Consider the following 25,564-nt stretch of genomic DNA (forward strand, 5'->3'; position numbering starts at 1 on the left):
TAGGAGTTCCAAGTAAAAGATTCTTTTTATAAAACCATTTACAACATTGCTTAAAACTTAAGCTACACAAATAATGCTTTTCCGTCTTGAAACATCCTAAAAGTAATAACAATTATAAGTTCTACGACTTTTTTTCTGTTGTGGATTTTTGGTTTACGATGTTAATAATCGCGTGGCGTAGAAATGTGGCTTTTGAATTGCTATTTTCATCGGTTTTTAAAGTAATACGGTTGTCTTTAATGCTAACAATCTTGCCAACTATCCCCCCTTGGGTAACTACTTGGTCGCCCTTTTTTAATTGAGATAACATTTCTTTTCGTTGTTGTTCTTGTTTTTTTTGCGGGCGAATAACAATTAGCCAAAATATTAGAAATACGACACCAAACATAAATATGAAGTCTTGTAATCCTCCTCCAGCAGCTTGTTCAGCAGGAGGAGACATAAAAAAAAGCAACATCTGTATCTCCGATTTTTGTAAACAGTTAAGATTTTAAGAGTGTTGAAAACATTGTTTTGCGACATTCTTAGAAACTTTGACCATCTTATAATATAATATAAACCAAGCTAAATTGCCAAATGGTTTCCCATAAACTCTAAATAAATTTTAAGTGGGTTTACACTGCGGAAGTTATTTAGATGTGAAAAAATATTTGCAAGAGATGGTGTACTACAGTGATTTGTAGTGTGAATAAATAACAAATATACGCTGAAAAATCAAGAAAAATATACACCGTTAGGTTTTTATAAAATTAATTTTTCAAACAGAATAGTTTTGCATTACTTTGACATACACCAAATCATAGCTTAAAATATACTAAGTGAGTTGCTCAAAACAAAAATTACTATTGAAATATTATTAGGTCAGGTGTAGTAGGGCGTTCATCAATTAGATATTAACAACCATCGTAATCGTAGCCGTAATCGTGACCGAATATTTTAAGTATTTCTCGAAAAAGAAATCGTAGTTATTCAATTATGAATACGGCTACGATCGTGATTACCACAAGGGGTCACAGTCGCAAATTTTTCAGCATAATCTTTTAAACAAGTCGCAAAAAGTTTTCAAGAGCACGCAGCTTGCCTTTGAGTGTCATAGCGGCGTTGAGCCTTCGGTTACATAGCTACAGTTATGTGCCTCTCAGGCTCTCCTTCTTTGACACTCAAATTCTACGCTGACTTGAAACGTGCTCAAAAACTTTTAGCGACTCACTTAATTGATCACAGTCCCTAGCCACACAACGCGCACAATTTATTTTGTAATGTAGTTTCAGAAACAGTATTTCTTGGCAAAGTCCTCCACTGCAAAGGCTTTTTTATGAATGTCAACAGGCACAAACAACAAAGTAGAGTACACATGGTTAGCGTATCGATCAAGCTGTTTGCTCTCATATGGCTATTCTCTTTTGTGTGGCATATGCTTACATTTTCTTTTTTTAACTATGTATATTTTTCTCAAGAAAAGAAAGCCACAGGGCGTCAAGAGTATACCATTTCTATAGAAAATTTCGGCTACCTTGATGCTCAAAAATCGAAAAACAAATCTAAAGAAAAATCGGCAGAGAAGTCAGAGGAAACACCTGAAAAATCTCTAGAGAAAGAACAGGAACAAGAAGCCACTGAGCAACAAGAAAACAAAGAGCAAACCGCAGAAGTAAAAAAACAAACAAATACAGAAGAGAATGCTAAAAATCCCAATGAAAATACCTCTCCAACAAAAAATAAAAACATTGCACAATTGTTAGGACTTGGCGGAGAAAGTAGTAGCAAAGCTTCGCAATCTTCCACTCAGAAAGTTGTAAAAAAAATAAGTGGGCAAGGTAAACGAAGCCGCAAGGTATACTCTTTGCGCAACGGCAAAGGACGTAAGAAAGCGGTTGCTCAGTATGGAGGGAGCGCTGCAAGTGAAAATAGCGTTGAGTTAGGTTTAGAGTGGCTTAGTAAACATCAAGACTATGATGGTAAATGGAATACTGTGCATTTCTCAAAACACTCTAATCCAAAAGAATGCTGGGGACGAGGTTATAAAAAATATAGCCCTGGAGTAACAGCGTTAGCTTATTTAGCTTTTTTGGGAGCGGGTTACACAACAAAAAAAGGAAAATACCGCAACCAACTTATAAAAGCGGAAAAGTATTTAGTCGCCAACCAAGATAATGAAGGCTTCTTTGGTAAAAAAGAAATGTACAATCACAGCACGGTTTTATTATCCCTTGCGGAGTCATACGCTTTGACAAAACGCCAAAATCTTAAACCAGTTATTCGTTTAGCCATTGCCGCCGCAGTACATTCACAACAACCAATGGGAGGTTGGACTTACGCCGCTTTTCCAACAAGAGAACGCAATGATACTTCGATCACTGGCTGGATGGTCATGGCGCTTGTTTCAGCGAAAAGAGCAGGGTTCTTAGTTCCTCAAAAAGTTTTTGATCGCACTTGGAATCACTTTCAACGTATGACAACATCTAACGGTGAAGTTCGTTACGAAGATGTAGGGCCTCACACTTTAAGATCAAGTAAGGCTCTTATACCTGTAGGTTTGTTGTGCTCTATCTTAATGAATAAGTCAAATCCTTACTCCTACAAACAAATTCGCATCATGAATAATTATCCACCCAAATGGTCTTTGCGTTTCACAATCGACAACAGTATGTATTACTGGTATCATGGAACACTATCATTATTTCTAACTGGCGGTAAATCTTGGTATCAATGGAATGCATATATGCGAAATATGCTTGTTAAAAATCAAATTAAAGTTGGAAGTGCTAAAGGAAGTTGGGATCCATCAGGAAAGTGGTGTTCAGGTGGAGGAAGAATTTACTCTACTGCGATTAATATTTTAAATTTGGAAATATATTATCGTTATCATCCAAATTTTATTAGAGGAGATTAAGAAGAGTAGCGGGAACAGGATTCGAACCTGTGACCTCCGGGTTATGAGCCCGACGAGCTGCCAACTGCTCCATCCCGCGTTATTGTTGCTGTAATATTTAAAGATATGTAAAAAAAGAGTAGCGGGAACAGGATTCGAACCTGTGACCTCCGGGTTATGAGCCCGACGAGCTGCCAACTGCTCCATCCCGCGTCATCGTTCTTACGCTAAGGAAAGTACTACATTTTTCTTAGTATGTCAATGACAAAAATAAAAAAAACTTGTTTTTTTATTTAAAAACTATAAATATAACATACATATATTTTACATAAAGTATATAGAGCAAAAGTTTTACTTAAAGTAAACCATCAATTTAAATTTATATTTTAAACTGACAATAGTTATCTTAATAACAAATCTCAACATTGTCAAAACTTGAATTTTCGCTCAAAATCGTGTTTATTAAGAGCCTGTTATAAAATATTTTTAGCAATTTCGGTTATAAAAAATGTAAAAGGAGTTGCAAAAATCTTGAAACATGTTTTAAGTTTAGTACATTAAATTGATGGCAGTATCACTTAGTATCATAATTATAAGGAATAAGCTATGACAAGCGTCCATAGAGAAGAATTTGAATTTACAACTGAGATTCAACAACTTTTAGAAATTCTCATTCACTCTTTGTACACAAACAAAGAAATATTTCTACGCGAACTAGTATCTAATGCTTCAGACGCTATAGACAAAGTTCGTTTTCAATCTTTAACTTCAGAGTCAGAAGTTGCAAACAAGGACCTAGCTTTAAAAATCGATATCTCTTATGACAAAGATAACAAACAATTGGTTATTAAAGATAGTGGTGTTGGTATGACGAAAGAAGAGCTAGTTCAAAATATTGGAACAATCGCTCACTCTGGCTCAAAAAACTTTTTAAAGAATATAAAAGAAGCCAAAGAAGATATCAACCTAATAGGACAATTTGGAGTAGGATTTTATTCTGCGTTTATGGTAGCAGATAAAGTTACTGTACGAACCAAATCATATACAGCAGATGCTACCGGCTACGCTTGGATCTCCGATGGGCTTGGTAAATATAGCATCAGTGAAGATGAAAAAGCAGAAAGAGGTACCGAGATTACTCTCCACATGCGTGAAGATGCCGAAGAATATCTCGACGATTTCCGTATCAAAGATATCGTACGCCGCTATTCAGACTTCGTTTCTCATCCTATATACTTCAAAGAGGAACAAATCAACAAACTTTCTGCTATCTGGACAAAAAGTCCTTCGTCTGTAAAGGAAGAAGAGTACCTCGAATACTACAAGTATTTAAATCACTCCGAAGAAGAACCTTTCGCACGAATTCACTTGTCCTACGATGCCCCTATTCACTTTTATAGTTTGGTGTACATACCGAAAAAAGTTCCGTGGGATATGAAACACCAAGCTCCTGAATCTTGGAAAAGTGTTCGTTTGTATGCACAAAGAGTTTTTGTAACAGAAAGTTGCAAAGATTTACTTCCAGAATATTTAAAATTTGTTCGTGGTGTTGTTGATTCCGATGATTTACCATTAAACGTTTCTCGCGAAACATTGCAGGAAAATCGCATCATACCGAAAATCAACAAGAATCTCGTCAAAAAGATTTTAGAAAAAATTGTCGAAATATCAGAAGAAGATACAGAAAAATACCAAGAATTCTGGGGTGAATTTGGCACATTTTTAAAACAAGGATATCGTTCAGAATACAATAATAGAGACAATCTAGTAAAGTTGTTTCGTTTCAACACTTCTAATTGTGACGACAGTAAGCCAACAGTAAGCTTAGAGCAGTATGTTGAGCGCATGAAGCCTAACCAAGAAGAAATTTACTATCTCACCGCAGAACACCGCGAAGCGCTAGAAAACAACCCTAATTTAGAAATTTTCCGCCGAAAAGATGTTGAAGTACTCTATCTAGTAGATACAATCGACGACTTTCTAATGGAAGATTTAAAAGAGTACAATGGTAAAAAACTGGTTTCAGCTGAAAAAGAAGACATCAATTTATCAGCGATAGAAGAACCTAAAAATGAAGAAAACGAAGAAAAAGAAACTCCGGCATTAGAAGAAAAAGAGTTCGACGATCTTCTAGGTTTTTTCAAAAATGCTCTAAAAGACAAAGTTACAGATGTGAAAGAGTCAAGCCGCCTTGTTGATAGTCCTTGTTGCTTAGTTAGCGGCAAAGATAGCATGGGTGTTGGTATGCAAAAACTAATGCAAATGATGGACCAAAAATTTGAGATGACTAAACGCATTATGGAAATCAATGCCAAACATCCCATTATTGTAAACATGGGAAAAATGTATAAAAGCAACCCTCGTGAACCACTATTAACAACTTACTGCGAGCAACTTTTTGACAACGCTCAACTTTTAGATGGGTCTCCAATCAATCCACGTGAAATGGTACCTCGCTTGCAAAAAATGATAGAGTACTCAACCTCTACTTTTGTAAGTGAAAGCATTGCAAAAGAAACTGATAAAGACACTGATGAAAAAAGTGAAGAGTAACAAATGGGGTGTGTTATATACACCTTAATATAATGATTATGAGAAAGCGCTTAGTGCGTTTTCTCATTACCCGAAAGTCCTTGTAGGAAATCAGACAATGAACGCGATACAACGCTGGAGCAAAAGTGGACTGCCAATTGTAATCAAAAATTCGCAGCTTACACCCATTGCAAAAAATAAAGAAATTTGTTCAGAACAAGGTGTACAAGGAACAGCGTATAGCATAGTGCAAAAAAGCACAGGTAAAGAATGGATCATTAAAAAATTTCATAAAAATTGCCTTCCACCCAAAAAATACCTCAAATCGATTCGCAAATTGCTTCCCGATCACTCAGCATTTGTATCGGCCAAAAAAAGAATCATCCTTGTTCCTGACGACTTGCGTAATAAACCCAACAACTACCATTCTTTTCAGCTAGCTAGATGGTTAGAAAATAGCATTTTAATGCAAAAAGCTCCAGGGCAATCCTGGAAAGAAATCAGCAATGAAATACGCGATGGAAAACGAAAAATAAAAAAAAACCAACGTGTTAATATAGCCAAAAATCTCGTAGAAATAGTAAAATTATTAGAAGATAACGAATGTGCCCATCGTGATCTTTGCCACGAAAATTTATACATAGAAAATGAGAATGTATCTCTTATAGACTGGGATACAATGTACCACAGCTCACTTCCTTATGTAAAAAAGACAACGCGAGGAACAAATGGATACAATGCACCATGGACATCTTCAGCAAAAGATAGTTGGCAAAACCATAGTGATCGTTTTGCATTAGGAATACTAATCTCTGAAATTTTATTAATGAAAATAGATGAGCGACCAACTAAAGAAGGCGTGATGTTCACAGACGAAATCCTAAAACACGAGCAAGATCCTTTCGTTGCTCAAAAAGTACAAAAAATGTACAATTATTCTGAAAACATGGGAGATCTATTTTTACAGTGCCTGACTGCTAAATCATTTTCGGAATGCCCTTTACCACAGCAGTGGGATGATGCTCTTCACGAAATTGCTCCTTCAAAAAGAAGAGCTAAAATAAAAAACAAAGAAAAAAACAAAGATAAAGATAAAGATAAAGATAAAGATAAAGATAAAATAACCATAAAAATAGATTCTCCTCCGCAAGGTTTACTGGCAACATCCATAACCTCTATAGAAAAGTACCAAAAAGCTGCGCAAAAATCATGGATTCGCTGGAGACATCCTGTAGTACTATGCATGTTACTACTTCTTGTTCTTCTGCTTTTATTACCATGGATCATAAACACGGATGACAATATTAATAATAACGAAAGTGAAAACTACATAGTAGCCAACAACCAAAGTACGCAACAAAACCCACAAATTACTGCAAACAATGCGGACAATTCAAGCAATGTTAATAACGCAGATAACAATACCCAAAATAATTTTTCAGAGCAACCTGCGGAAATTAAGAATGTTGAATCATCTGAGAACACTCAACAAAATTCAGAGAATAACATTAATACAACGCAAAACAAAGTAACGAATAACAAACAGCCAAAAACGGTGAAAACAACTCCTAAACCAGTAGAAAGCTTTGGCCTACAAGAAATAACAAATGCTAAAGAATTTCGTTTAAAAATACTATACGCAGATAACGATCTTAAACTTATCATTGCTAACCAACAAATTAACGTCAATAAAGAGAACAAGGCTTCTGTTTATTTAACACCAGGTGTTCACACCGTTAAAATTTACTTTTCTGCAATTAAATTTCTAAAAAATGGTAAGCAAAAAGCAGAAAAAAAGACTTCTTTTACCAAAAAAGTGCGATTCAATCAACAGAACATTACTATTCGCATCAATCGTCTAAAAGAAGTATGGAAAGTTGTTAAGTGAGCATCAAAATCGCGAAATTTTTTTTATTAAAGAGAGGATTTACTGTGGAGAAAGCACTATATATAGGAATGATATTAGTATGCCTGTCCTGCGCACAAAATACTACATTGAACAATAATCCGAAATCACACGCATCTGAACATAATACTGAAAATACATTAGAAAGCAATACTGTTGATACTACCACAAAAGAAACCACAAATGTTTCACAAAAAAGAGTAAGCAATAATACCAGTGCAGGTAACATTACCTCTAGCAGTATCCATCAAAAGGCTAAAGACATTGTTGAAAACAGTAAAACTCTAGCAAATGAAAGTAGCTCTTTTTTAGAAAACAAAAAAAATTGCTCAGAATGCCCATCTGTTGCTGTTGTAGCATCAGCTGCTCACTATCTAAATAATGACTCAGAACAAGCAGCATTCCACGCTCAAAAAGCCTACACTCTTACTAACAACAGAATAGAATTCTTGCCAACATCTCAAACCATTACCACAGATCAATCACTAGTAAAACAGCAAAAACTAGCAAAAGCGAAAGACTTTATCATATCGCAAAAGAATGGTGGAATAAATGATTTCAAGCAAGGAAATATTCAATTTCTAGGTCTTGCCAAACACAAAAATGCAATAAAACACTATCAGTTAGCTTTACAAAAAGGTTTAGATAATATCGATCTACGTAAAGAGTGTAGTATAAACCTAGCAGCATGTTTGTATCGAAATAAGCAAAATGAAGAGGCTAAAAAGCTAATAGTATATACGTGGCTAGTTCATCCAAATGTACAAATTAACGTAGGTGAACAAGCAACAAGAGATGCTCTAAAAAAATTCATCAGTAATTTCCAAGATATGCAAAAGTAATTTAACTTGGCTTGGCTCTGGCTCTTGTCAGAGTCAAAGAATTATTAATGGTATACGGAAGTGAAAGACTGTTTAGGATTGTGTGTGTAATTCTAGTTCAAACTCTTCGTTGACAATTTTGTACAACTCAGAAAAATCTGTACATTCATAATGAGCTTTTGTTTTACCCTCAACGTGTAAATATTTCCCACCTTTTTTAATCAGTACAGTTATCATTCCTAGCTTATTACAGGGGTCAATGTCCATAATAGGATTATCACCCACATACATTGTCGATTCAGGATTTATTTCCATAGCCGCACATGCTTTTTCGTATAGTTTTGTGTTTGGTTTAGAAATTCCAATTTGTTCTGAAACAAAAATACAATGCGGGTCAAAATATTTGTGCAAATCTAATCGTAGCAATTTTTCAAATTGTTTTATAGTAATTCCTGCGGTAACAACTCCAAGAGTCGCGTTTTTTTTATACATTTTTTCTATAAAATTTACAGCATCAGGAAAAGGGGCTAGATATTTATATTTAGTATCGTGGTAGGCAATAATTGCAGTAGTAATAAGGGCTGTTTTATTTAAAGAGGTAAAGTATGTTTCAGGAAAACGAAGTAGTAATTTATTATAGTGATAATGGTAATTACTTGAAAACTCACTGACAACTTCTTGTAGCTCATCAAATAATACTTGAACAGGTACATCAAGTCCCATATCAACCATTGCTTGGACAGCATTGAATCTTGCTAGCCTTGTAAAGTCTGAGGTAGAGAATAAAGTTTCGTCTAAATCAAAGAGAATCGCTTGTAGCTTGTTTTTCATTTACGGTCCTGTTTAGATTTTTACAAAATTCAAATTACTTGAAGAAGTAAAGATTATAGCTCCATCAAATGATGGAGCTATAATAACTTAGCGAGGTTTTCCTACAGCAAGTTCTTCTCTTTCTTCGAGATCAATTATTTTAGCTTTTACTAGAATAATAACTTGACGCTTTTCATCAACTTTTCTTTGTTGAGAGAAAAAGAAACTAACAATAGGAATATTTCCGAGAATTGGAATATCTTGTTTGTGATCTTGTTGATTAATACTCTTAAATCCACCAAGCATAATTGTTCCTTGGTCAGGAATACGAACAGTTGTTTCTACAGATTGTAACTGTAATTCCGGCACCTGAATAGTAACAACACCAACACCACCTAAAGTAGTATCGATTTCTTGGAATACACCTCCTACTAAATCAGCAAATGTTGGGCGCATTTCAAGAGTAATGTATTTGTTATCGTTAGAAACTGTTGGACGGACATCAAGAACTAAACCTGATTGAATTGTTCCAATAACTGGGTCAGCGATATAAGCTGACTGTGCAACCTCTACATCAAAATCGCGTACAAAAGAAAGTTGTTGTACGATAGAAATGTGAGCTCTTTGAGTATTGAAAGTAGTAATACGAGGTGCAAACAAAACTTCTTGTCGCGAAGTTTTCTTAACTGCACGCAGAACAGCATTCATTTCAAGGTCATCAAGAAACGAGAATTCCAGCGCTAAACCACCATTGTCAAATAATCGCTGCCCTAAAGCTTGTTCATCCACGTTTTCTGTTCTAGCACGAAGATCAACGTTTTCTTCAAAGAAAAAACCAGCAGCGGTATTAACACTTTGGTTCAAAGCAGTAGTAAAAATGTTATCGGGATCAACATCTGGATCACCAGCGAGGTCTTCTGCTGCTCTAACAACACCAGTAATAGGTACTACGTTATCATCATCAGGAATGTTTGGATCGTTGTTACCGCGAAGTTGGTTATCACCAATACCTCTCCAATCCACCCCAAGTACTTCTAAAAAGTCGTCAGTTACATCTAAAAAACGAGTTTCTACAGCAACCATTGTTCCAGAAAAACGTCTCATATCAGAAAGAAAGCGACGGATTTCATCTTGTACTTTTTCAGTGTTTACAACTAGAAGTTGTTTGTTGGTAATATCGATAGAGTTTTCATCTTTGTCCCAACTTGCTGGAGCAATACTTGCTTGAATCAATTCTTTTAACTTTTCGTCAGTAATTACATTACCAGGTCCTTCATCACTATCTTCAAAAAGTGCTCCACCACCAGTTTCACCACCATCTGTTTCGATTAATCGAACAACAGGACCAGGGAAATCTGCAATTTGAGCTGTTAAATCTTGAATAGGGTGAAGTACAGGTATAGATTTACCTTTAGCACGATCAGAGTCTTTCGAAGTAATAAAAAGAACATCATTTTCGAAGATGTATACAAGGTTGTAGAACTGCATTAATAGATCTAAAGCGGTTTTTAACTTTAGTTCTTTCACGTTTAAAGTTACTTTTGTACCCTCTACTTGGAATGTTTGGGTAACTTTTGGATCTACGTGAATGTTGATATCAGCAGTATTCTGTATAAAGTAAATTACATCGGTAAAAGGTGTATCTGTGAAGTCAAGAGTGATGTCAACAGAGTCTAGTTTAGAACGAATACGCTTTTCAGCGTCACTCAACTCTTTTTTATAATCATCTCTACTTAGGTTAGTACTTTTTGATCTTTTAGAAACAATATTATGCCACCAGTCTTTGTCTGGAAACATTAGATCATCAGAATAAGGTATTGCTGCTTCACGAAAACTTTCAACTAGTTTTTTCCATTCTTCTATTCTCTTAGTTGTTGTTGTCTGAGAAATATGATCGTGTCTAGCATCATTGATATCTTTTTCTAATCTTTTTGCTACTTTGTTTAAAGGATCTTTTCCTTTTACTTGGGTAACTAGTTCTTCTGCTTTATCATACTTTTTATTGATATAGTATTCGCCAGCGCGCGTTAGTAAGATGCGAATTTCTGTTGAACGACGTGCTTGTTCTTCTTCTTCAATACGAACGGCTTCTGAACGAGCATCATTCATTCTTTTTTGGCGTAGTGTAGTTGCTAAAGCTTGCTTCTTTTCTTCAGCTTCTTTTACTTTTGCCTCAGCTTTTCTCCTCATAGCTTGCATGTTAAGTTCGTAAGGAGCATATCTGATGATACTTAGAGCAGAAGTGAAAGAACTGATAGCAGGATCATATTCTTTATTTGCCAAGTGTTCTGTACCACGGTCATAATGATTGTGTGCATCTACTTTGGCTTGCTCTACTTTTACTCTTTCTTGGTCTTCAAATTCATTTAGAAAGCGTCGACTTTTTGACGGAGTTTCTCCAAGAACCACACCTACATCATCACGAAGTTTATTAGCTACTGGATGCGAAGGATCAATTACAAGCGCTTGATCTAAAAAAGTTTTTGCAGCATTGTGTTTGTCTTGAGCCATTTTTTTGCGCGCAGTTGTAATTAAGTGATCAATGTAGCCTTCTTCAAGAGATTTCTTTTTAGTAGCTTTTATTTCTACTTGTCTAAGTATCTCTTCATGAGGATCGTTAGCAACATCTTCGTTCTCTGCATTTGCAACATCTTCATTGTTCTCTGCTACATCAACAGGTTGTGCTGCATCAGTATTGTTTTCGGTTTGCGCTACTTCAGAAGAATTATCTGGTGTAGCATTGTCATCTTTTGCTTCTTCGACTTCCTGGTTTTGTGGATTGTCCACCTGCTCATTGTTCACTTTTGCAGGACTTTCACAACCCAATAGAAGGAAGGCAAGAGTTGAAAGTATACAAATAAAATTTAGGGTATATTTCGCCTTCATATGCTACCTTTCAATAGCAGAATATTTCTAGTAAATATGTCTACAGAGCGCTATTTAAAATGATTATATTAGGAACCACTTTTAGTTGGTTGTTTAGTAAATTTGTATTAGATGAAGGCATATAGTACTTATGTTTTACTATTTATATTATTTTGTAAAAGCTCTTTTAAATATAACAAAGCGAAAATCACTTTTGCTGGTACTGATAGGGGTATTTGTTGTTACATGCCTTGTCTACTAAATAAAATTTTAGCATCGTTACAAATGTTGTCAAGTAATTTCTTATCAACAAATTATCCAAATTTACTTTCTTAAACCAAGAACCAATTATAACTTAGATATTCAAAAATAACAATGATAATGAAATTTTACTTTGTCGCACCTCAATCTTTTTAGTATAACTTTTAGTATAAAATATACAAACAAACAGGTTTTAACTATATAAGTGACTAATCACAACAAAAATATTTCACGAAAGTTAAGTAGATAACAAAAAATATAGTCAATAAATTGTGAAAATAAAATCCACTGCTTAATCATTCCTCCTCTTGATCGAAACAACAGGGCCAGGAAAGTCGTCTATTCGAGTGGTAAATTCACTTTGCATAGGTTGAATAATAGATTTGGAATTTTTGAAAGTTATAAAAAGAAAATCTTTTTTATAGAGATATTCAAGATTATAAAACTGCATTAGTAAGTCTAAAACGGTTTTTAGTTTTAATTCTTTTACGTCCAAAGTTACTTTTGTACCTTCAACTTCAAATGTTTGGTTCACTTTTGAATCGACATGGATATTGATATCCACAGTCTTTTGTATAAAATAAATTACATAAGCAAAAGAGACATCAGTAAAATCTAGCGTAATATCAACAGAGTTGAGTATAGAACGAATATATTTTTCAGGATCACTCTGCTTTTTTTTATAATCATCTTCTAAACATATATCTGTATCGTCCGCTGAAGTCTGTTTTTTTTCTTTAGTACTCTTATCTCTTACTTCTTTGGTTTTTATTTTTTTTGTAGAATTTTCGCAATTAGTCAGAATAAGAGTTAAAAATATACAAATAAAACTTAGGATATATTTCATCATTATCAACCTTCCATGTAAAATATTTACAGAAAATGAATGTATGTTAAGAACTCATACATTCAAAACAACCTAAAAAACGCTTAAACCTTTTTCATGAAAACAACTTAACAGGAAAAACATCAAACAATATTATCTATTGTTATTGTTTGCGTCGCTTAATCATCATAATAAACTACGACTGCACATTCACAGCGAGAGAAAGTACACAAATGAATAAAAAAATCCTCATCATTGCTACAATAATATCAATTCTACCAATAATGTTATACACACAAGAAAACCTTGCTTCTTTAGATAACAAAAGCTTATTAGATACAGCAAATAAAATTGATATATCACTTCAAAACCCATTAAAAATATTAAACGAAAGCCGAGATATTCTAACAACACTAGAGGCCTCTTTAAAGAGCACTCTTGAACAGTTGGACAAAACATCTCATCAAGAATCTCAACAACCAGTAACACCTAGCAATATCAAGGAAAAAATAGAATCTTTAGTTGATTTACAAAAACGAGTACAAGAAAAACAAAGTTTACGCGAAGAAACAACTTCTCAACTCAAAAAATATGAAACACAGTTAGAAGAAACAAAAAAACGCGCAAAAACAGTGATTCATTTACTACAAGAATTCGAGCAGCTTTTAAAAGAAATTGAATTGCGGATCACAACCAAATCAATTGCCCCTAAAAATTTACCCAAAAATTTAATAGAAAAAAAAGCACAGAGTGTAACAGAGCAAAAAAAGCGCATTGAAACCAGTATTATTTTATGGGAAAGTAAAAAGCAAAAAATCCCTACTCGAATAGAAGCAATAAAAAAAAATATCAAAATCGGACAAAAACAACAACAGCAGCTACGCGAAAAAAAACATCTTTACGAAAAACAACAACTTACTTATCGAAAAAAAGCTGAAATTCGACAGGAACTAGAAAAACATTCTCCAGAAACACTACTTGCCTTACTTTCATCTACTGCTCCAGTAATTACAAACAAAGCAAAAGATCTAGAAAAAAAAATAAACGACATTAGCGAAAAAAATACAAAATTAAAACAACTACAACAAGATGACACTCCTGATAACAAAAAGATTGAAATACAATCGAAAATTCCATCGACAATTGAAGCAGAAAAGCGCTGGAAGTCAACGCAAGTAATTTTAAATCACAAAAAAAGTCAATTTGACAAATCAAAATCATCCTCTACAGTAATAAATGACCTCATCAAAGAAACACAAGACTTAACAAAAGAGTTTAACCAACACTACGACTCTATATTGCGATTAGATGTCATTGTCGAAAACCTAACTGCTACACAACAAAAACTTTCCGACCTACCTATTGAAGAGTACAAAAAACTAATTAGTAAGCAAACTCAAAAACGGCAAACAATATTAAGTTATGGCAAGCAAATCGACTTATGGCAAAAACAAGGACAAGAGGTAGAAGCTAAAACAAAAAAAATCTCTTCAGAACTAGAAAAAATAAATGAAGAGGTTACCCAACTAAAAAAAGCTTACGAAGAAGAACAAAAATGGGAAAAATGGGTTATAGATGTCGATAAATTGAGTGAAAAGCAGCTCAACAACAAACTAACGCTGTATTTAAAAAATGCAAAAGATACGCAAAAAAAAATCCAAGAATTTGATCAAACCGCAAAAACATTAAACATGTTACTCCAAACTCAAAAACAAATTATTCACGACATACAATCTCCTCTTGTTATATATTCACAACAAGCATTAGAAGATTTATATCAACAGGCAACTCGCAGCGTCGAACAAATAGCCAATGAAAAAAAATACGAAATTTCTCTGCGTTTGGACCGTAATGTCAGCAATGAAAATCTAAAAAAGTATTTGAAGCAGTTAACCATTATTGCACGTGGATTTCCCAAAGAAATTTCTGAAGAAGAACTACAAAGACTAGAACAACAACTGGATTTTTTCTCAAACGTCCTTACCGTTGCTCAAGAAAAAGAAAGTGCACAGAAAAAACTTCAGCAAATTCTAGGTGACATATATCAACAACGGCAATTACAAATCTCTCAAATGAAAGAGAGAATGTTAACTTTGCGAAAAGCTTATGGGGCAGCAACAGAATTTCAAATTCGTTTAGGGAAAAAAGAAATCCTTTCTGTTCCTGAATCAATAAAAAACGTGCCCTCCAAAGGAGATCTTCTTGTTGTAGAGAAAGAAATACAAACTTTAGAACAAAACTATAACGCCACAAAAAAAATAATAGAACAACAAAAACGAAATATGGAAATCTTTCATCAAAAAACAAAATACATAGAAACGCGTATATCAACTATTCTTGAGAAATTAAAATATTTACAGAAACGCCAAAAACTTAGCAAAAACTACGACAAAAAAGAACTAACCAATACAGAAGAACAGCAATACCAACAAGCTATATACGAGAAAAAAATCGCCAATAGTGATTGGTGGATAAACATGTTGAGTTTTTTCGGTTCAAAAGAAGCAAAACAACAAGAAAAACTTCTAGACTCTTATTTTGCAGACTTAGTAACTCTAGAAAGAAAAATAAAAAACCTCGAAAAACGAGGGCAAATTAACCAGAGCTTAATAAAAATATCAAACGAAGAAAGAAAAATTCTAAAAGAGCAAACACTTCCTTCTCCACAAAAAAAAATAAACACTCATTTATCGGAAATAGAAGCAAAATTAAAACCAAGCTCTTTTCGCCAAGATATACTCAATAGCTTTTTTCCAGAAGAAACATCAAAAATATCTCTTCCACAAACACTCAGCAACGAACAACGCCAAGAATATTTACCAAAAGCTGTGGACGAAGTTTTTCGCAATTGGATAGCATCTCTTACTTATTTGGCACAAAAAAATGCAATAGAGTATGAAACATCAAAACTAGGCCTTGAAACGGAAAGTGCTAGGTACAAAGAAGATATTGGGCGCATCGAATCGAAAAAACGTCAAATAATACCAGAAGTGAGCAAGCTTACAGGCCATTCACAAAAATCACTGTACTCGTTAGATCCTATTGAAAAACCACAAAATAAAGAACAACAAAGCAGATACTTACAAGGTGAAATTAGCCACACTAGACATTTACAAGCTCAAGCACTTTTACATTCAGCTTTTATTTCGATAATGAGTTTAATCTTTATTCCGATCATAGCTTTACTTCTTATTCGTACACTCAATCGCGTAGGTAAAAATTTAATCTATAAAGTTACAGCCTCAAGTTATAATAACAATAAAGTAAGAGAACAACGCGCTCAAACTCTCCTTAGTACACTACAAACAACTTGGACAGCAGTTGTCTTTGTTATCGCTGGAATCTACATGCTTAAACAATTTCGTATTGACATAACTCCGATTATCGCTTCGGCCGGAGTGCTCGGTTTAGCTTTGGCGTTTGGGGCCCAAACACTAGTTCGCGATTATATCTCAGGTTTTTTCATTCTTTTAGAAAACCAATATGTTACTGGTGATATGGTAGAAATAGATGGAATAACAGGATGTGTAATAAAAATTACTTTGCGTCTAACAATTGTTAGGGCTCTTGATGGAACTGTTCACTTTTTTCCTAATGGAACATTTCATCACATAAGTAATAAGAGTAAAAATTCTCGCGCTGTTATAAACATAGGAACTGCATACAATATCCCTGTTGATAAAGTACTAGAGATACTTAACCAGGTGGCAATTGACATGCGTCAAGACCCGAAAGTAGGTCCAATGGTACTTGATGACTATGAAATACAAGGTCTTGATAGCTTTGATAGTAGCTCTATTAATTACCGCATGTGGCTAAAAACAACTCCTGGCGATCAGTGGACAGTAAAACGCGCAACACAAAGACGTATAAAAATATACTTTGATAAACATAACATTGAAATTCCATTTCCGCAGCGAGTATTATACAACCCAAAAGAACTATCACAGGAACAACAAGAGCAACATTTGTTAACTGTAGAAAAAACATTTGAAGAAGCAAAAACTCAACTAGCAACTCCTCAAGAAATTCAAAAACAGCAAGAAGCACTTATCCAAGAGAAACAAAAACAACAGGTAGAACCAGAAGATGATAACATTTATGAAGAAATTCATAGTACAGACAGTAGTGATAACGATGAAATAGACGAAGAGGACGAGGAAAACGAAGAAAAGAAAGCCTCTTCAACAAATAACTTAAAAACCAAAAAACGAAAAAGAAAAAAGAAAAAAAAGAGATAAAAAGAACCGAGATGTAATTTATTGTGTAATTTGCAGAGAACTAAGGTCCTACCACTACGAGTAGTTTTAGTAAATTCAAAATACCGCAGAGGGATACTTTGCAATTCTAAGTGACCGTTAACTGCAAAGTGTTTATTTTCTAACAGCACAACTGTAACTCAAGAGCAAATCTAGAAACAAAAGAACAAATGCCAACAAGTAAATACTTTTGGCGGATCACCTAATGTCGGAAAACAATCTTGGCAAAACGGTTCCAGGGAACAATATGAAAAAGAAATAGAGAGAACAAGATATGAAAAACACTCACCTTTATCTATGGGGAATCATCATTATTGTATGTTTTCCAATGTTTACGAATCAATTTATTCCTAAAACAGTGGCCGCTTTTTCCATTGCTGTTATTTGCTGCATTGTTATGTTTTGCAACAACTCGAAAAAGTTCTCAATAAGTTATAGCCATATTATAATGATCTTTATTATCATTATAATGGCGATTCCTTTTTCTAGCGAAAATTTTTTATGCTGGGGATTTATAGCAATTGCGTTTATTATTTTTTCTCATTCAGATAATATGAATAGTGTTTTTCACAGCATTTGTCTTGCTGCAACATTAGCAAGTATATATGGATTATATCAGTTTATATTTTCATATTTACGCATCAACACATTTCCAACATACACTTCTTTTTTTTCACACATCAATTCTGCAGGAGCTTTCATTTCCTGCAGTGCAGTACTAACACTCGCTCTTCTCTTTTCGCAAAAAAGTTTTGCGCAACAACTCCTATTCACCACTAGTTTTATATTACAAATATCTTATTTAATCTGCACGGGTAACCGTGCAGGATATGTCGCATTTACCTGTTCTTTTTTAATACTACTTACAATATTCGCCATACAGATACCGCAACAACGCAAAAAGCTTTTTCTTTCCGCAATAGCAATTGTTGTAATATTTTCTAGTTTTATTGTTATTTACTCACCAGCTCAAAAACGTATTGCAAGTATTTTTGATTTAGAAAATAATTCGAACAAAGTTCGTTTACACATATGGAAATCAACTTTAGAAATAAGCTCTAATCACATATGGACAGGAATTGGAAGTGGAAATTTCATCAACTATTTTCCTCAATACCGCAATCCGCAAGAATATGAAATTTCACAAGGACGCGTTGTTTCGCAACCGCACAACAGTTTTTTGTTAATTCTCGTCGAAAATGGCTTAGTCGCTCTTTTATTATTCTTGTTATTACTGATTTACTCTCTAAAAAACCTTTATCTCAACAAGCAAAACAATCTTCCTAGTTTTGTCCTAATCGTATCACTGATGATAAATGCATTCTTCTTTTGCATTTTTCTCGCTCCTGCTACAGGACTTTTACTCGCTATTTCTCTAGCAGCAGCGTCAAAAAACGGTACTATCGCAAATGTAAAAAGCAAATACATTTTTGCACTTTTATTGCCATTTATTTTGTATGGGGTTTACATTGCAAGTCTTCGTGCAATTGCAAATGCTCACTTCAATTCTGGCCAAAAAAATATGAAAGAAAGTGATTATAAAGGTGCGATATCCCATTTTCAAAAAGCGCAGGATTTTTGGCCAGACAAACAGTGTAATCTCGAAATGGGGCGCTGTTACCTTGCCCAAAAAAAAATTGAAAAAGCAGAATACCACTTACTCCTAGCTACAAAAGCAAGCTATCTTGAAAATGCTTTCATCAGTTTAGGTATATCTTACATTCACAAAAATAAAAGAAATAAAGCTGTTATCCTATGGAAGAAAGCTTTAAATTTATATCCTCGTTCTCTAAATTTAAACTACAACGCAGCTAAGTTGTTCTTAGAACTAGGAATGGGAAAAAAAGCTTTACAACACTTCTATACTGTTGAAGAACTTTCACCACAACTAAGAAAAAACGTAAATTTCTTGATGAATCTAGGTTTAGCAAATGATCAAATCAAACAGTATGGAAAAGCAATGGAATTTTATGAGAAGGCCAAAGATCTCGATAAGAGAAAAGTAATTCCCACTATTTACATTGCAAATACACTAGTAAAAATGCGTTTCTTTCCTTCAGCTCTTCACCATTTTGAATTCGTAGCAAAGCATGGAAACATCAATGAAATTATTACAGCAAACATTAGTATGGCAAAAATCTACGAAGAACTACAACAGCCCAAACTAGCTATAACACTTTATTTCAAGGTAACCGGAATGAAGCGCGAAAATTATGAAGCGAATTTTTTATTAGGAAGATTGCTGTTTTTTCAAAAAAATTACACAATGGCGCTAAAATATTTACAATCTGCAACGAAACTACGCACAAAAAATCCTTGGTCAGTAATATTCACTTCGTTAGTCTATTTTGAACAAAACAACGATCTATTTGCTCAAGGCTATCTACAAAAAGCAAAAAACTTAGGATTTACTTCTTGGAAAGAATTATATGAAGAACATGGCATTTCACCAGTAACCAAGCAAAAAATCAAAGAATTTCTTCAAAAAAACTAGTACTCCAAAACATTGATTTTTGTCTTGTCTGAATATGAGGCCACTCTTCGGATCAACAATGACATCAACACAATTCTGCAAAAGAAGTTGAATCCAACTTCTTTTGCGATATTAATAACCTTTTACACTACAATAAAAAAATATCATTGCTTACATAGAGGATCTATGTATAATATCTATATGCATAGATCCTCTATGTATATTTTAAGGATATTCATATGCACAAAATAAAAAAAGAATTGGTAGCTGCATCTTCCGAATCGATTATTCTTTCGCTGTTAACCAATGGTAGCAGTTACGGATATGAGATTATCCAAAAAGTAAAATCGCTATCTGACGGTCAAATAAATTGGACAGATGGCATGCTTTATCCCGTTCTTCACCGTTTGGAGCATAAAGGTTATATAAAATCTTTTTGGAAGCAACACGAAAAAAGAAAGCGAAAATACTATGAACTCAACGAGGAAGGCAAAAAAGCCCTAAGTGAATATCAACAACAATGGAGTATAGTTGATTCGATGTTGAAAAATTTATGGAGAAATAAATGTTTGACTTAGAAAATAAAATCAAAGAATGGCGTCAAGAACTGTCCACTAGCGAAACGTTTACAACTGAAATTATTGATGAGCTAGAAGATCATCTAAGAAACGAGTGTCAAAATTTAAAAAATGTAGATAAACAACAAGCATGGGAAATGGCGGTGAAAAAACTAGGATCGCAAGAAAATCTGAAGCAAGAATATGCAAAAACCTATTCTCTATCTACTACGGATTATAGCATATACGGTTTCGGTTTTGTTTGTATTGCCTTATTCTGGCTTGTTGTTTTACCACGCATTTTTCAAAAAGAAATATTATTGAGTATACATGTGGCAACTATCATTATAGCTTACACAACTGTATTCCTTGTAGGCTTCTTCTCTGTGTGTAACGTTTTTCGTCGAAACGCAAACAATTACTCCCAAAAAAAACTCAAACAGATATCTCATAAACTTTATTACTTAGCTCTTTTCTCCATGCTAGTAGCATTTGTCAGTGGTACAATTTGGGCACAACAAAATATCGGAAGAATGTGGGGAGGAGATGCGAAAGAAATAGGAGGTTTAATTTGCCTTGTGTGGTGTGCTGCCATTGTATATTTAAGAAATTCACCTAAGCTAAATCATATTACTTATGGGATCATTGGTAACATAGTTGTTAGTTTATCTTGGTTTGTCCCTGTTGCTGCACAAAATATTTTACTTGTATCATTCGTCATTTCACAAATAATGCTCATCTGCTATTTTTACTTTACGAATAGCCAAAAATACTCACTAATTAAAGAATAATTTAAGCCACTGATCACTTAAATCATGTATTAGCAGCCCTTATTTTACAAGTTCAAATTCATAAAAAAAAGAGGACAAGTCTAAGTGGAGAAATGTTTTGTAACTTTTTTTATTGGAAGTTGCATTGGAATTTGGTAACATAGCCAGAATATAAAAGTTACATTTTCGCTTGCCTGCGGTAATGGCTAGTAAATTTAGATTGTATGTATTCTTTAGGAAGGGAAACCATGAAAAAGATTTTTATTCTTCTTCTTCTATTCTCTTCGGCATTTATTTTTGTAGGATGCCCTTTCCACGGTAGTCCAGAACACCGTCGCGCTCATAGAAAAGCTATTTATCAAGACTATGTAGAAATTCATAAGTTCATTGATAGACATTTTTGGAACTATGATTGGGATGATCCTTATCACAACTAATACCGAAATGCCGAAGATTCAAAAAAAGTAAGTCTTGTCCCTGAATAAATCAGGGACATAAAATTACTAAATAATCTCAAACAACTTTACTCATTGACTAATTTTTTCCGCTGCAGCAAACAAAGCAAGTGTTACATACCAGAAAAAGAAAACGCTACTCACAATACCTGCCCAAAAGAAAAACTCTAGTTTAAAAACATTGTGACAAATAAACATAACAGTAGTTATTGCTATAACAATAAGTAATTTATAACCATTACCTGCATATTTATTAGTATTCCAAGTTGTTACCATTTCAAACCTCCTTAGTACTTTAAAACCACCAAATTTGTAAAAAATTAACGAGATCATCTCAATCCAACAGGATAAGTGTTCCGACAAAAGTGATTTTCAACTTGAGTTATTTATAACAAATAAAACAATAGTATGCTACTCAAACATTTCTTAAGCCTTACTGTTCTTTAAGTGATCTGATAAAAATAGTTACTCAATTTTTAGAAATTTTCTTTTATCATTGCTTTTCTTTTACAAAGCACAACTTTCAAAGTGCCTCACTACTCCCTAAAATAGCACTCGTTATACAAAAATTAACATATTTTATATAATTAAATACTTTACTATACTCATTTTTTTTTATATTTTTTTTTTTATAAAAAAGTATTTTTTGAAAAAAGTTCTTTTTTTTTCGAACTTTTAATTTACAGCTATGCATTTTTTGTTTTTCCTGCAAAAAGTATATAGTTCTTTTATACACTACTTTTTAGAGCTTTTACCATTTTCTTAGAATACTTTTTGTGTTCTTTTTTTTACGAACTTTTTTTAATAGATAGCCCTAAACTACTTTTTTATAAAACCTACAGAGTAAACTGGGTCGCAAGCAGACAAGTTGAATTTCTAAACTACTTATATATATATACTTAAAATTGTAGCAGTTTTTTCTTAGCCTTACAGGTAGCTAAAACTATTAATATTCGTACCTAAAAAATGGTCATACTTAAAAAAATAAAAAAAACATTGACTAACAGCCTGAGGAGCGTATAATTACTTTGTGGTTATGATAGTTTATGATGGTTACCTACGTAAGATCCCAAAACCAAAGGTAACTAATCGCAAATATAATAAAAAAATGTATGGAGATTATGCATGAATAAAAAGCAACTAATTGAGGCTGTTGCAAAAGAGATGGAAAAGTCAAAAGCAGACGCTGAGAGATCAGTAAATGCGGTTATAGAGTCTGTAAAAAAAGGTCTTAAAAAAGATGGTGTTGTTCAACTAATCGGTTTCGGATCATTTACAGTTAAAAAGAGAAAAGCTCGTAAGGGACGCAATCCTAAAACTGGCGAAGTTATCAAAATAAAAGCTTCTAAAACTGTAAGCTTCAAACCTGGTAAAGGTTTAAAAGAAAGACTCTAGTCTTTGCTTAACACCCCAGTAAAATTAGTTACTTTTAGTACTAAAAAATTCCCATAGCTCTATGGGAATTTTTTGTTTAGGAGTACATTATTTTAGTCCCAAGAAAAACAAAAACAGGTACTTCCAAGTAGCAATCGTGCTTGTTCTATATTTTTATTGCGTAAAAATCCTACTATTTCAATGACTAAATAATATTGCTCTTCACTCATAATCATTGGAAATTTTTTGTGCACATCACCAACATTAGCAATAAAGTGTTCTGCTATCTTTTCAATTCCATGACCTTCTTTTGCTGAAATACGTAGTGCATTATGATACTTTCCTTCATATTCAGGCAAAAACGCCTCATCGACATCTATTTTATTAAGAAGAACCAAGGCATTCTCAGGGATATCTTCAAAAGAAAACGGTTGCGATGCATCAATCACCCACAAAATTTTATTTCCTGTGTCTAACATCGATAAAGTTTTTTCAATCCCCATACTTTCAACGACATCACTAGAGCAGCGTATTCCTGCTGTATCATATACATAAAAAGGTATACCGTTTATAGAAACCAAAACCTTGATTGCATCTCTTGTAGTTCCAGGAATAGAGTCAACAATAACCCGTTCGCGACCAACAAGTTGGTTCATCAAAGTCGACTTGCCACTATTTGGTTTTCCTGCAATAACAATAGATTGAGGTTCAGATATTGCTCGAAAAATAGCAAAACTCTTCAAACTACATTCTAACATGATAATTGCTTCTTCAATGGCGCCATTTTCTATAGCATAATTAATTTTATCGAGAAAAGAATCCCACACACCATCTAATTGATAAGCAAATATTTTAGCAACTACATCTGTCTTACTACAAATAAAATTTTGTAACACTATATTCTCTTTTTCAGCCAAAAAATCGACTTTAAAAACATCTATACTCTCTAGTAATTGGAAAATAGCTTCTACAATAGCAAGACCACCATGACAACAAATTTCAATCGCACAAACACCCTTATATAGGAAACAACGTAGTAACACTTGATCAATAATTTCTCGATTGTGATCATAAAGCGTACCATAATAAATTCGCTTGCTTGGTTTTATTTTCTTTGGTATTGAAATAAAAGGTGACAAACGTTCATTTATTTTATCTCCCACAACAAGGACTACAGCAACTCCACCTTGCCCATGCGGAGTGACTAAAGCCGCTTTGTTTTCGTAAAAAGACATATTTACTTTCTAGCTTTTTTGTTGCAGCACTACATGAAAAACAATACAATGCAAAAATTTCCGTATTTTCTCTGCCAAACTAACACAACAACATTGGGGGAATCATGGATTTCCACAAATATTTACAACAAGAATTTGGTCTTGATGTTAATCATCAAGACAAAAAACTTTCTAAAAAAGAACTAGAGTACTATACTACTCTTTCTCAAAAATTTTACGAAGAAAATTTTTTACTTATTATATCTTCGATTTTTCTAGGAAGTTTTGCATTAATTAGTTTTTTTTCTATTCACCAAAACAACTTGCCTATTATTTCTGAGCGTATAATTACTGTAACATTATCAATTAGTTGTACTTTAATATTTTTTTCCACAATTTGTAGTTTTATCGCTCACTCGTTATTTACTCATTTTCAAATGATCTCTCTTGACACTTCAGGAAGTAGTAATCGTATACTAGCGGCTATTAATAACGCCTACGTTTACAAACAAACAGCGAAAACGCTCTTTATTTCAGCTATAATATCCCTGATCATAGTAGTTATGTTAATGCTTTCGATAGAGATACAATTACTCATTGCATTTTTTATATGTATAGTTCCCATATTTTTTTCTATTCGTCGTTATATCAAAGTTGTAAAAATTTCGGCACAGGAAAGAACAATGAGCATGCTGAAACCAGTGATTGATGCTGATAATCCAAGTTTATTCAGCGAAATTGCCGCTAGAACAAATGTAGTTCATCGCGAGAATGATCGCACATTTTCTTCATTAATATCAATACTAGCCAATCCTTCTCCTCGTGTTCGTTCACAAGCAATAAAATTCTTAGGCAAACACGCAACAACAGAAGCGATTGACACAATCATTGAGATGTTGGGAGATAAAAATGCTGATGTACGTTCTCAAGCCGCTATAGTTTTGGGAAAATTTGGTGAACGCAGCACAAAAGAAGCCTTAAAAAGTTTATTATACGACGAAGATCCTAATGTACGTAGATCAGCGGTAGAATCGCTGGGAAAACTACGAGTAGGTTCAGCCACCAATATAATCATATCTTTATTGGAAGATGAATCTCCTGAAGTAAGAGGGTATGCAGCCGAAGCTCTCGGGCATATAAAAAAGACCAAAACAATTGAGAAAATAGCAGAAAAAACAACCGATGAAGATTGGTTTGTTCGTTATAAAGTCGCTACTACTTTAGGAAAATTCGCTGGGCATTTATCATCAGAAGCAATTGAAAGTGTGATAACTTTAATTCAAGACGAAAATGAATACGTTTATTCCTCTGCACACAATACATTGAAAAAAATAGTTAACCAACTAAGTACAGATCATGAACTTCACGATAAAATTAAAGATGTACTAGAAGCGAAAAGCTCGGAAAGTAAAAATAAACAAGAAGATAAACAACTTGAAACAAACGAAACACAAGAAGAAGAAAATAAGAATGTAGAACCAGAAAAAGATGATGACGAAATAATGCTAGAAGAAGATATTGAAATCGATGATATGGAAAACTGGTAATTAACTAGGGCGTATTATCATT

The 25,564-nt window shown here is 33.7% G+C and carries 17 protein-coding genes and 2 tRNA genes; 11 read left to right on the forward strand and 8 right to left on the reverse strand.

The window, feature by feature from the left end:
- Positions 1–121: 121 nt before the first annotated feature.
- Entirely contained in the window at positions 122–457 is a 336-nt protein-coding gene (yajC, locus tag UABHE_RS26720) for a preprotein translocase subunit YajC (protein WP_372366373.1), read from the reverse strand.
- Positions 458–1,354: 897 nt separating this feature from the next.
- Between yajC and UABHE_RS26725 the strand changes: the two genes are divergently transcribed.
- A complete protein-coding gene (locus tag UABHE_RS26725; protein WP_372366374.1) occupies positions 1,355–2,893 on the forward strand; it encodes a prenyltransferase/squalene oxidase repeat-containing protein in 1,539 nt (512 codons plus the stop codon).
- Between the two features lie 6 nt (positions 2,894–2,899).
- Here the strand turns inward: UABHE_RS26725 and UABHE_RS26730 are convergent.
- Together UABHE_RS26730 and UABHE_RS26735 are read right to left on the reverse strand one after the other, a co-directional pair.
- Positions 2,900–2,972: transfer RNA gene (locus UABHE_RS26730), tRNA-Met, on the reverse strand.
- Positions 2,973–3,012: 40 nt separating this feature from the next.
- A tRNA-Met gene (locus UABHE_RS26735) sits at positions 3,013–3,085 on the reverse strand.
- Between the two features lie 393 nt (positions 3,086–3,478).
- Between UABHE_RS26735 and htpG the strand changes: the two genes are divergently transcribed.
- From htpG to UABHE_RS26750, 3 genes are all read left to right on the forward strand, one after another.
- The gene (gene htpG / locus UABHE_RS26740; RefSeq protein WP_372366375.1) at positions 3,479–5,425 is read left to right on the forward strand and encodes a molecular chaperone HtpG; all 1,947 of its coding nucleotides are present in this window, start codon (positions 3,479–3,481) and stop codon (positions 5,423–5,425) included.
- Between the two features lie 97 nt (positions 5,426–5,522).
- Positions 5,523–7,292, forward strand: a complete 1,770-nt coding sequence (locus UABHE_RS26745; protein ID WP_372366376.1) for a protein kinase — start codon at positions 5,523–5,525, stop codon at positions 7,290–7,292.
- A gap of 44 nt (positions 7,293–7,336) precedes the next feature.
- Positions 7,337–8,152 carry a hypothetical protein gene (locus tag UABHE_RS26750; protein ID WP_372366377.1) on the forward strand — a complete coding sequence of 272 codons (816 nt, stop codon included), beginning with the start codon at positions 7,337–7,339 and terminating at the stop codon, positions 8,150–8,152.
- A gap of 72 nt (positions 8,153–8,224) precedes the next feature.
- Here UABHE_RS26750 and UABHE_RS26755 read toward each other — a convergent pair whose 3' ends face one another.
- From UABHE_RS26755 to UABHE_RS26765, 3 genes are all read right to left on the reverse strand, one after another.
- A complete protein-coding gene (locus tag UABHE_RS26755) occupies positions 8,225–8,962 on the reverse strand; it encodes a TIGR02253 family HAD-type hydrolase (RefSeq protein WP_372366378.1) in 738 nt (245 codons plus the stop codon).
- Positions 8,963–9,049: 87 nt separating this feature from the next.
- Positions 9,050–11,827: a hypothetical protein gene (locus tag UABHE_RS26760; protein WP_372366379.1), complete on the reverse strand. Its 2,778-nt coding sequence runs from the start codon at positions 11,825–11,827 to the stop codon at positions 9,050–9,052.
- A 532-nt stretch (positions 11,828–12,359) separates the two neighbouring features.
- Positions 12,360–12,917: a hypothetical protein gene (locus tag UABHE_RS26765; protein ID WP_372366380.1), complete on the reverse strand. Its 558-nt coding sequence runs from the start codon at positions 12,915–12,917 to the stop codon at positions 12,360–12,362.
- A gap of 209 nt (positions 12,918–13,126) precedes the next feature.
- Here UABHE_RS26765 and UABHE_RS26770 point away from each other — a divergent pair, with 209 nt between their 5' ends.
- The 5 genes from UABHE_RS26770 to UABHE_RS26790 all read left to right on the forward strand — a co-directional run bounded on the left by UABHE_RS26770 (position 13,127) and on the right by UABHE_RS26790 (position 21,389).
- On the forward strand, positions 13,127–17,134 hold the full coding sequence (locus UABHE_RS26770) for a mechanosensitive ion channel domain-containing protein (protein ID WP_372366381.1): 4,008 nt from the start codon (positions 13,127–13,129) through the stop codon (positions 17,132–17,134).
- Positions 17,135–17,426: 292 nt separating this feature from the next.
- Positions 17,427–19,646, forward strand: a complete 2,220-nt coding sequence (locus UABHE_RS26775; protein ID WP_372366382.1) for an O-antigen ligase family protein — start codon at positions 17,427–17,429, stop codon at positions 19,644–19,646.
- A 218-nt stretch (positions 19,647–19,864) separates the two neighbouring features.
- Positions 19,865–20,203, forward strand: coding sequence for a PadR family transcriptional regulator (locus UABHE_RS26780; protein ID WP_372366383.1), 339 nt, complete (start codon positions 19,865–19,867; stop codon positions 20,201–20,203).
- A complete protein-coding gene (gene ccsA, locus UABHE_RS26785; protein ID WP_372366384.1) occupies positions 20,191–20,973 on the forward strand; it encodes a cytochrome c biogenesis protein CcsA in 783 nt (260 codons plus the stop codon). The genes UABHE_RS26780 and ccsA overlap by 13 nt, the downstream gene beginning before the upstream one ends.
- Before the next feature lie 227 nt (positions 20,974–21,200).
- Positions 21,201–21,389 carry a hypothetical protein gene (locus UABHE_RS26790; protein ID WP_151969795.1) on the forward strand — a complete coding sequence of 63 codons (189 nt, stop codon included), beginning with the start codon at positions 21,201–21,203 and terminating at the stop codon, positions 21,387–21,389.
- Between the two features lie 90 nt (positions 21,390–21,479).
- On the opposite strand, the gene UABHE_RS26795 is transcribed toward UABHE_RS26790, so the two are convergent.
- The gene (locus tag UABHE_RS26795) at positions 21,480–21,683 is read right to left on the reverse strand and encodes a hypothetical protein (RefSeq protein ID WP_372366386.1); all 204 of its coding nucleotides are present in this window, start codon (positions 21,681–21,683) and stop codon (positions 21,480–21,482) included.
- 849 nt (positions 21,684–22,532) lie between these two features.
- Between UABHE_RS26795 and UABHE_RS26800 the strand changes: the two genes are divergently transcribed.
- Positions 22,533–22,802 carry an HU family DNA-binding protein gene (locus UABHE_RS26800; RefSeq protein WP_151969793.1) on the forward strand — a complete coding sequence of 90 codons (270 nt, stop codon included), beginning with the start codon at positions 22,533–22,535 and terminating at the stop codon, positions 22,800–22,802.
- A gap of 92 nt (positions 22,803–22,894) precedes the next feature.
- Here UABHE_RS26800 and UABHE_RS26805 read toward each other — a convergent pair whose 3' ends face one another.
- The gene (locus UABHE_RS26805; protein WP_372366387.1) at positions 22,895–24,016 is read right to left on the reverse strand and encodes a GTPase; all 1,122 of its coding nucleotides are present in this window, start codon (positions 24,014–24,016) and stop codon (positions 22,895–22,897) included.
- A gap of 104 nt (positions 24,017–24,120) precedes the next feature.
- Between UABHE_RS26805 and UABHE_RS26810 the strand changes: the two genes are divergently transcribed.
- Entirely contained in the window at positions 24,121–25,542 is a 1,422-nt protein-coding gene (locus UABHE_RS26810; protein WP_372366388.1) for a HEAT repeat domain-containing protein, read from the forward strand.
- Positions 25,543–25,564: the final 22 nt, after the last annotated feature.

The organism is Candidatus Uabimicrobium helgolandensis (genome assembly GCF_041508025.1).
GTDB classification, from domain to species: domain Bacteria; phylum Planctomycetota; class Uabimicrobiia; order Uabimicrobiales; family Uabimicrobiaceae; genus Uabimicrobium; species Uabimicrobium helgolandensis.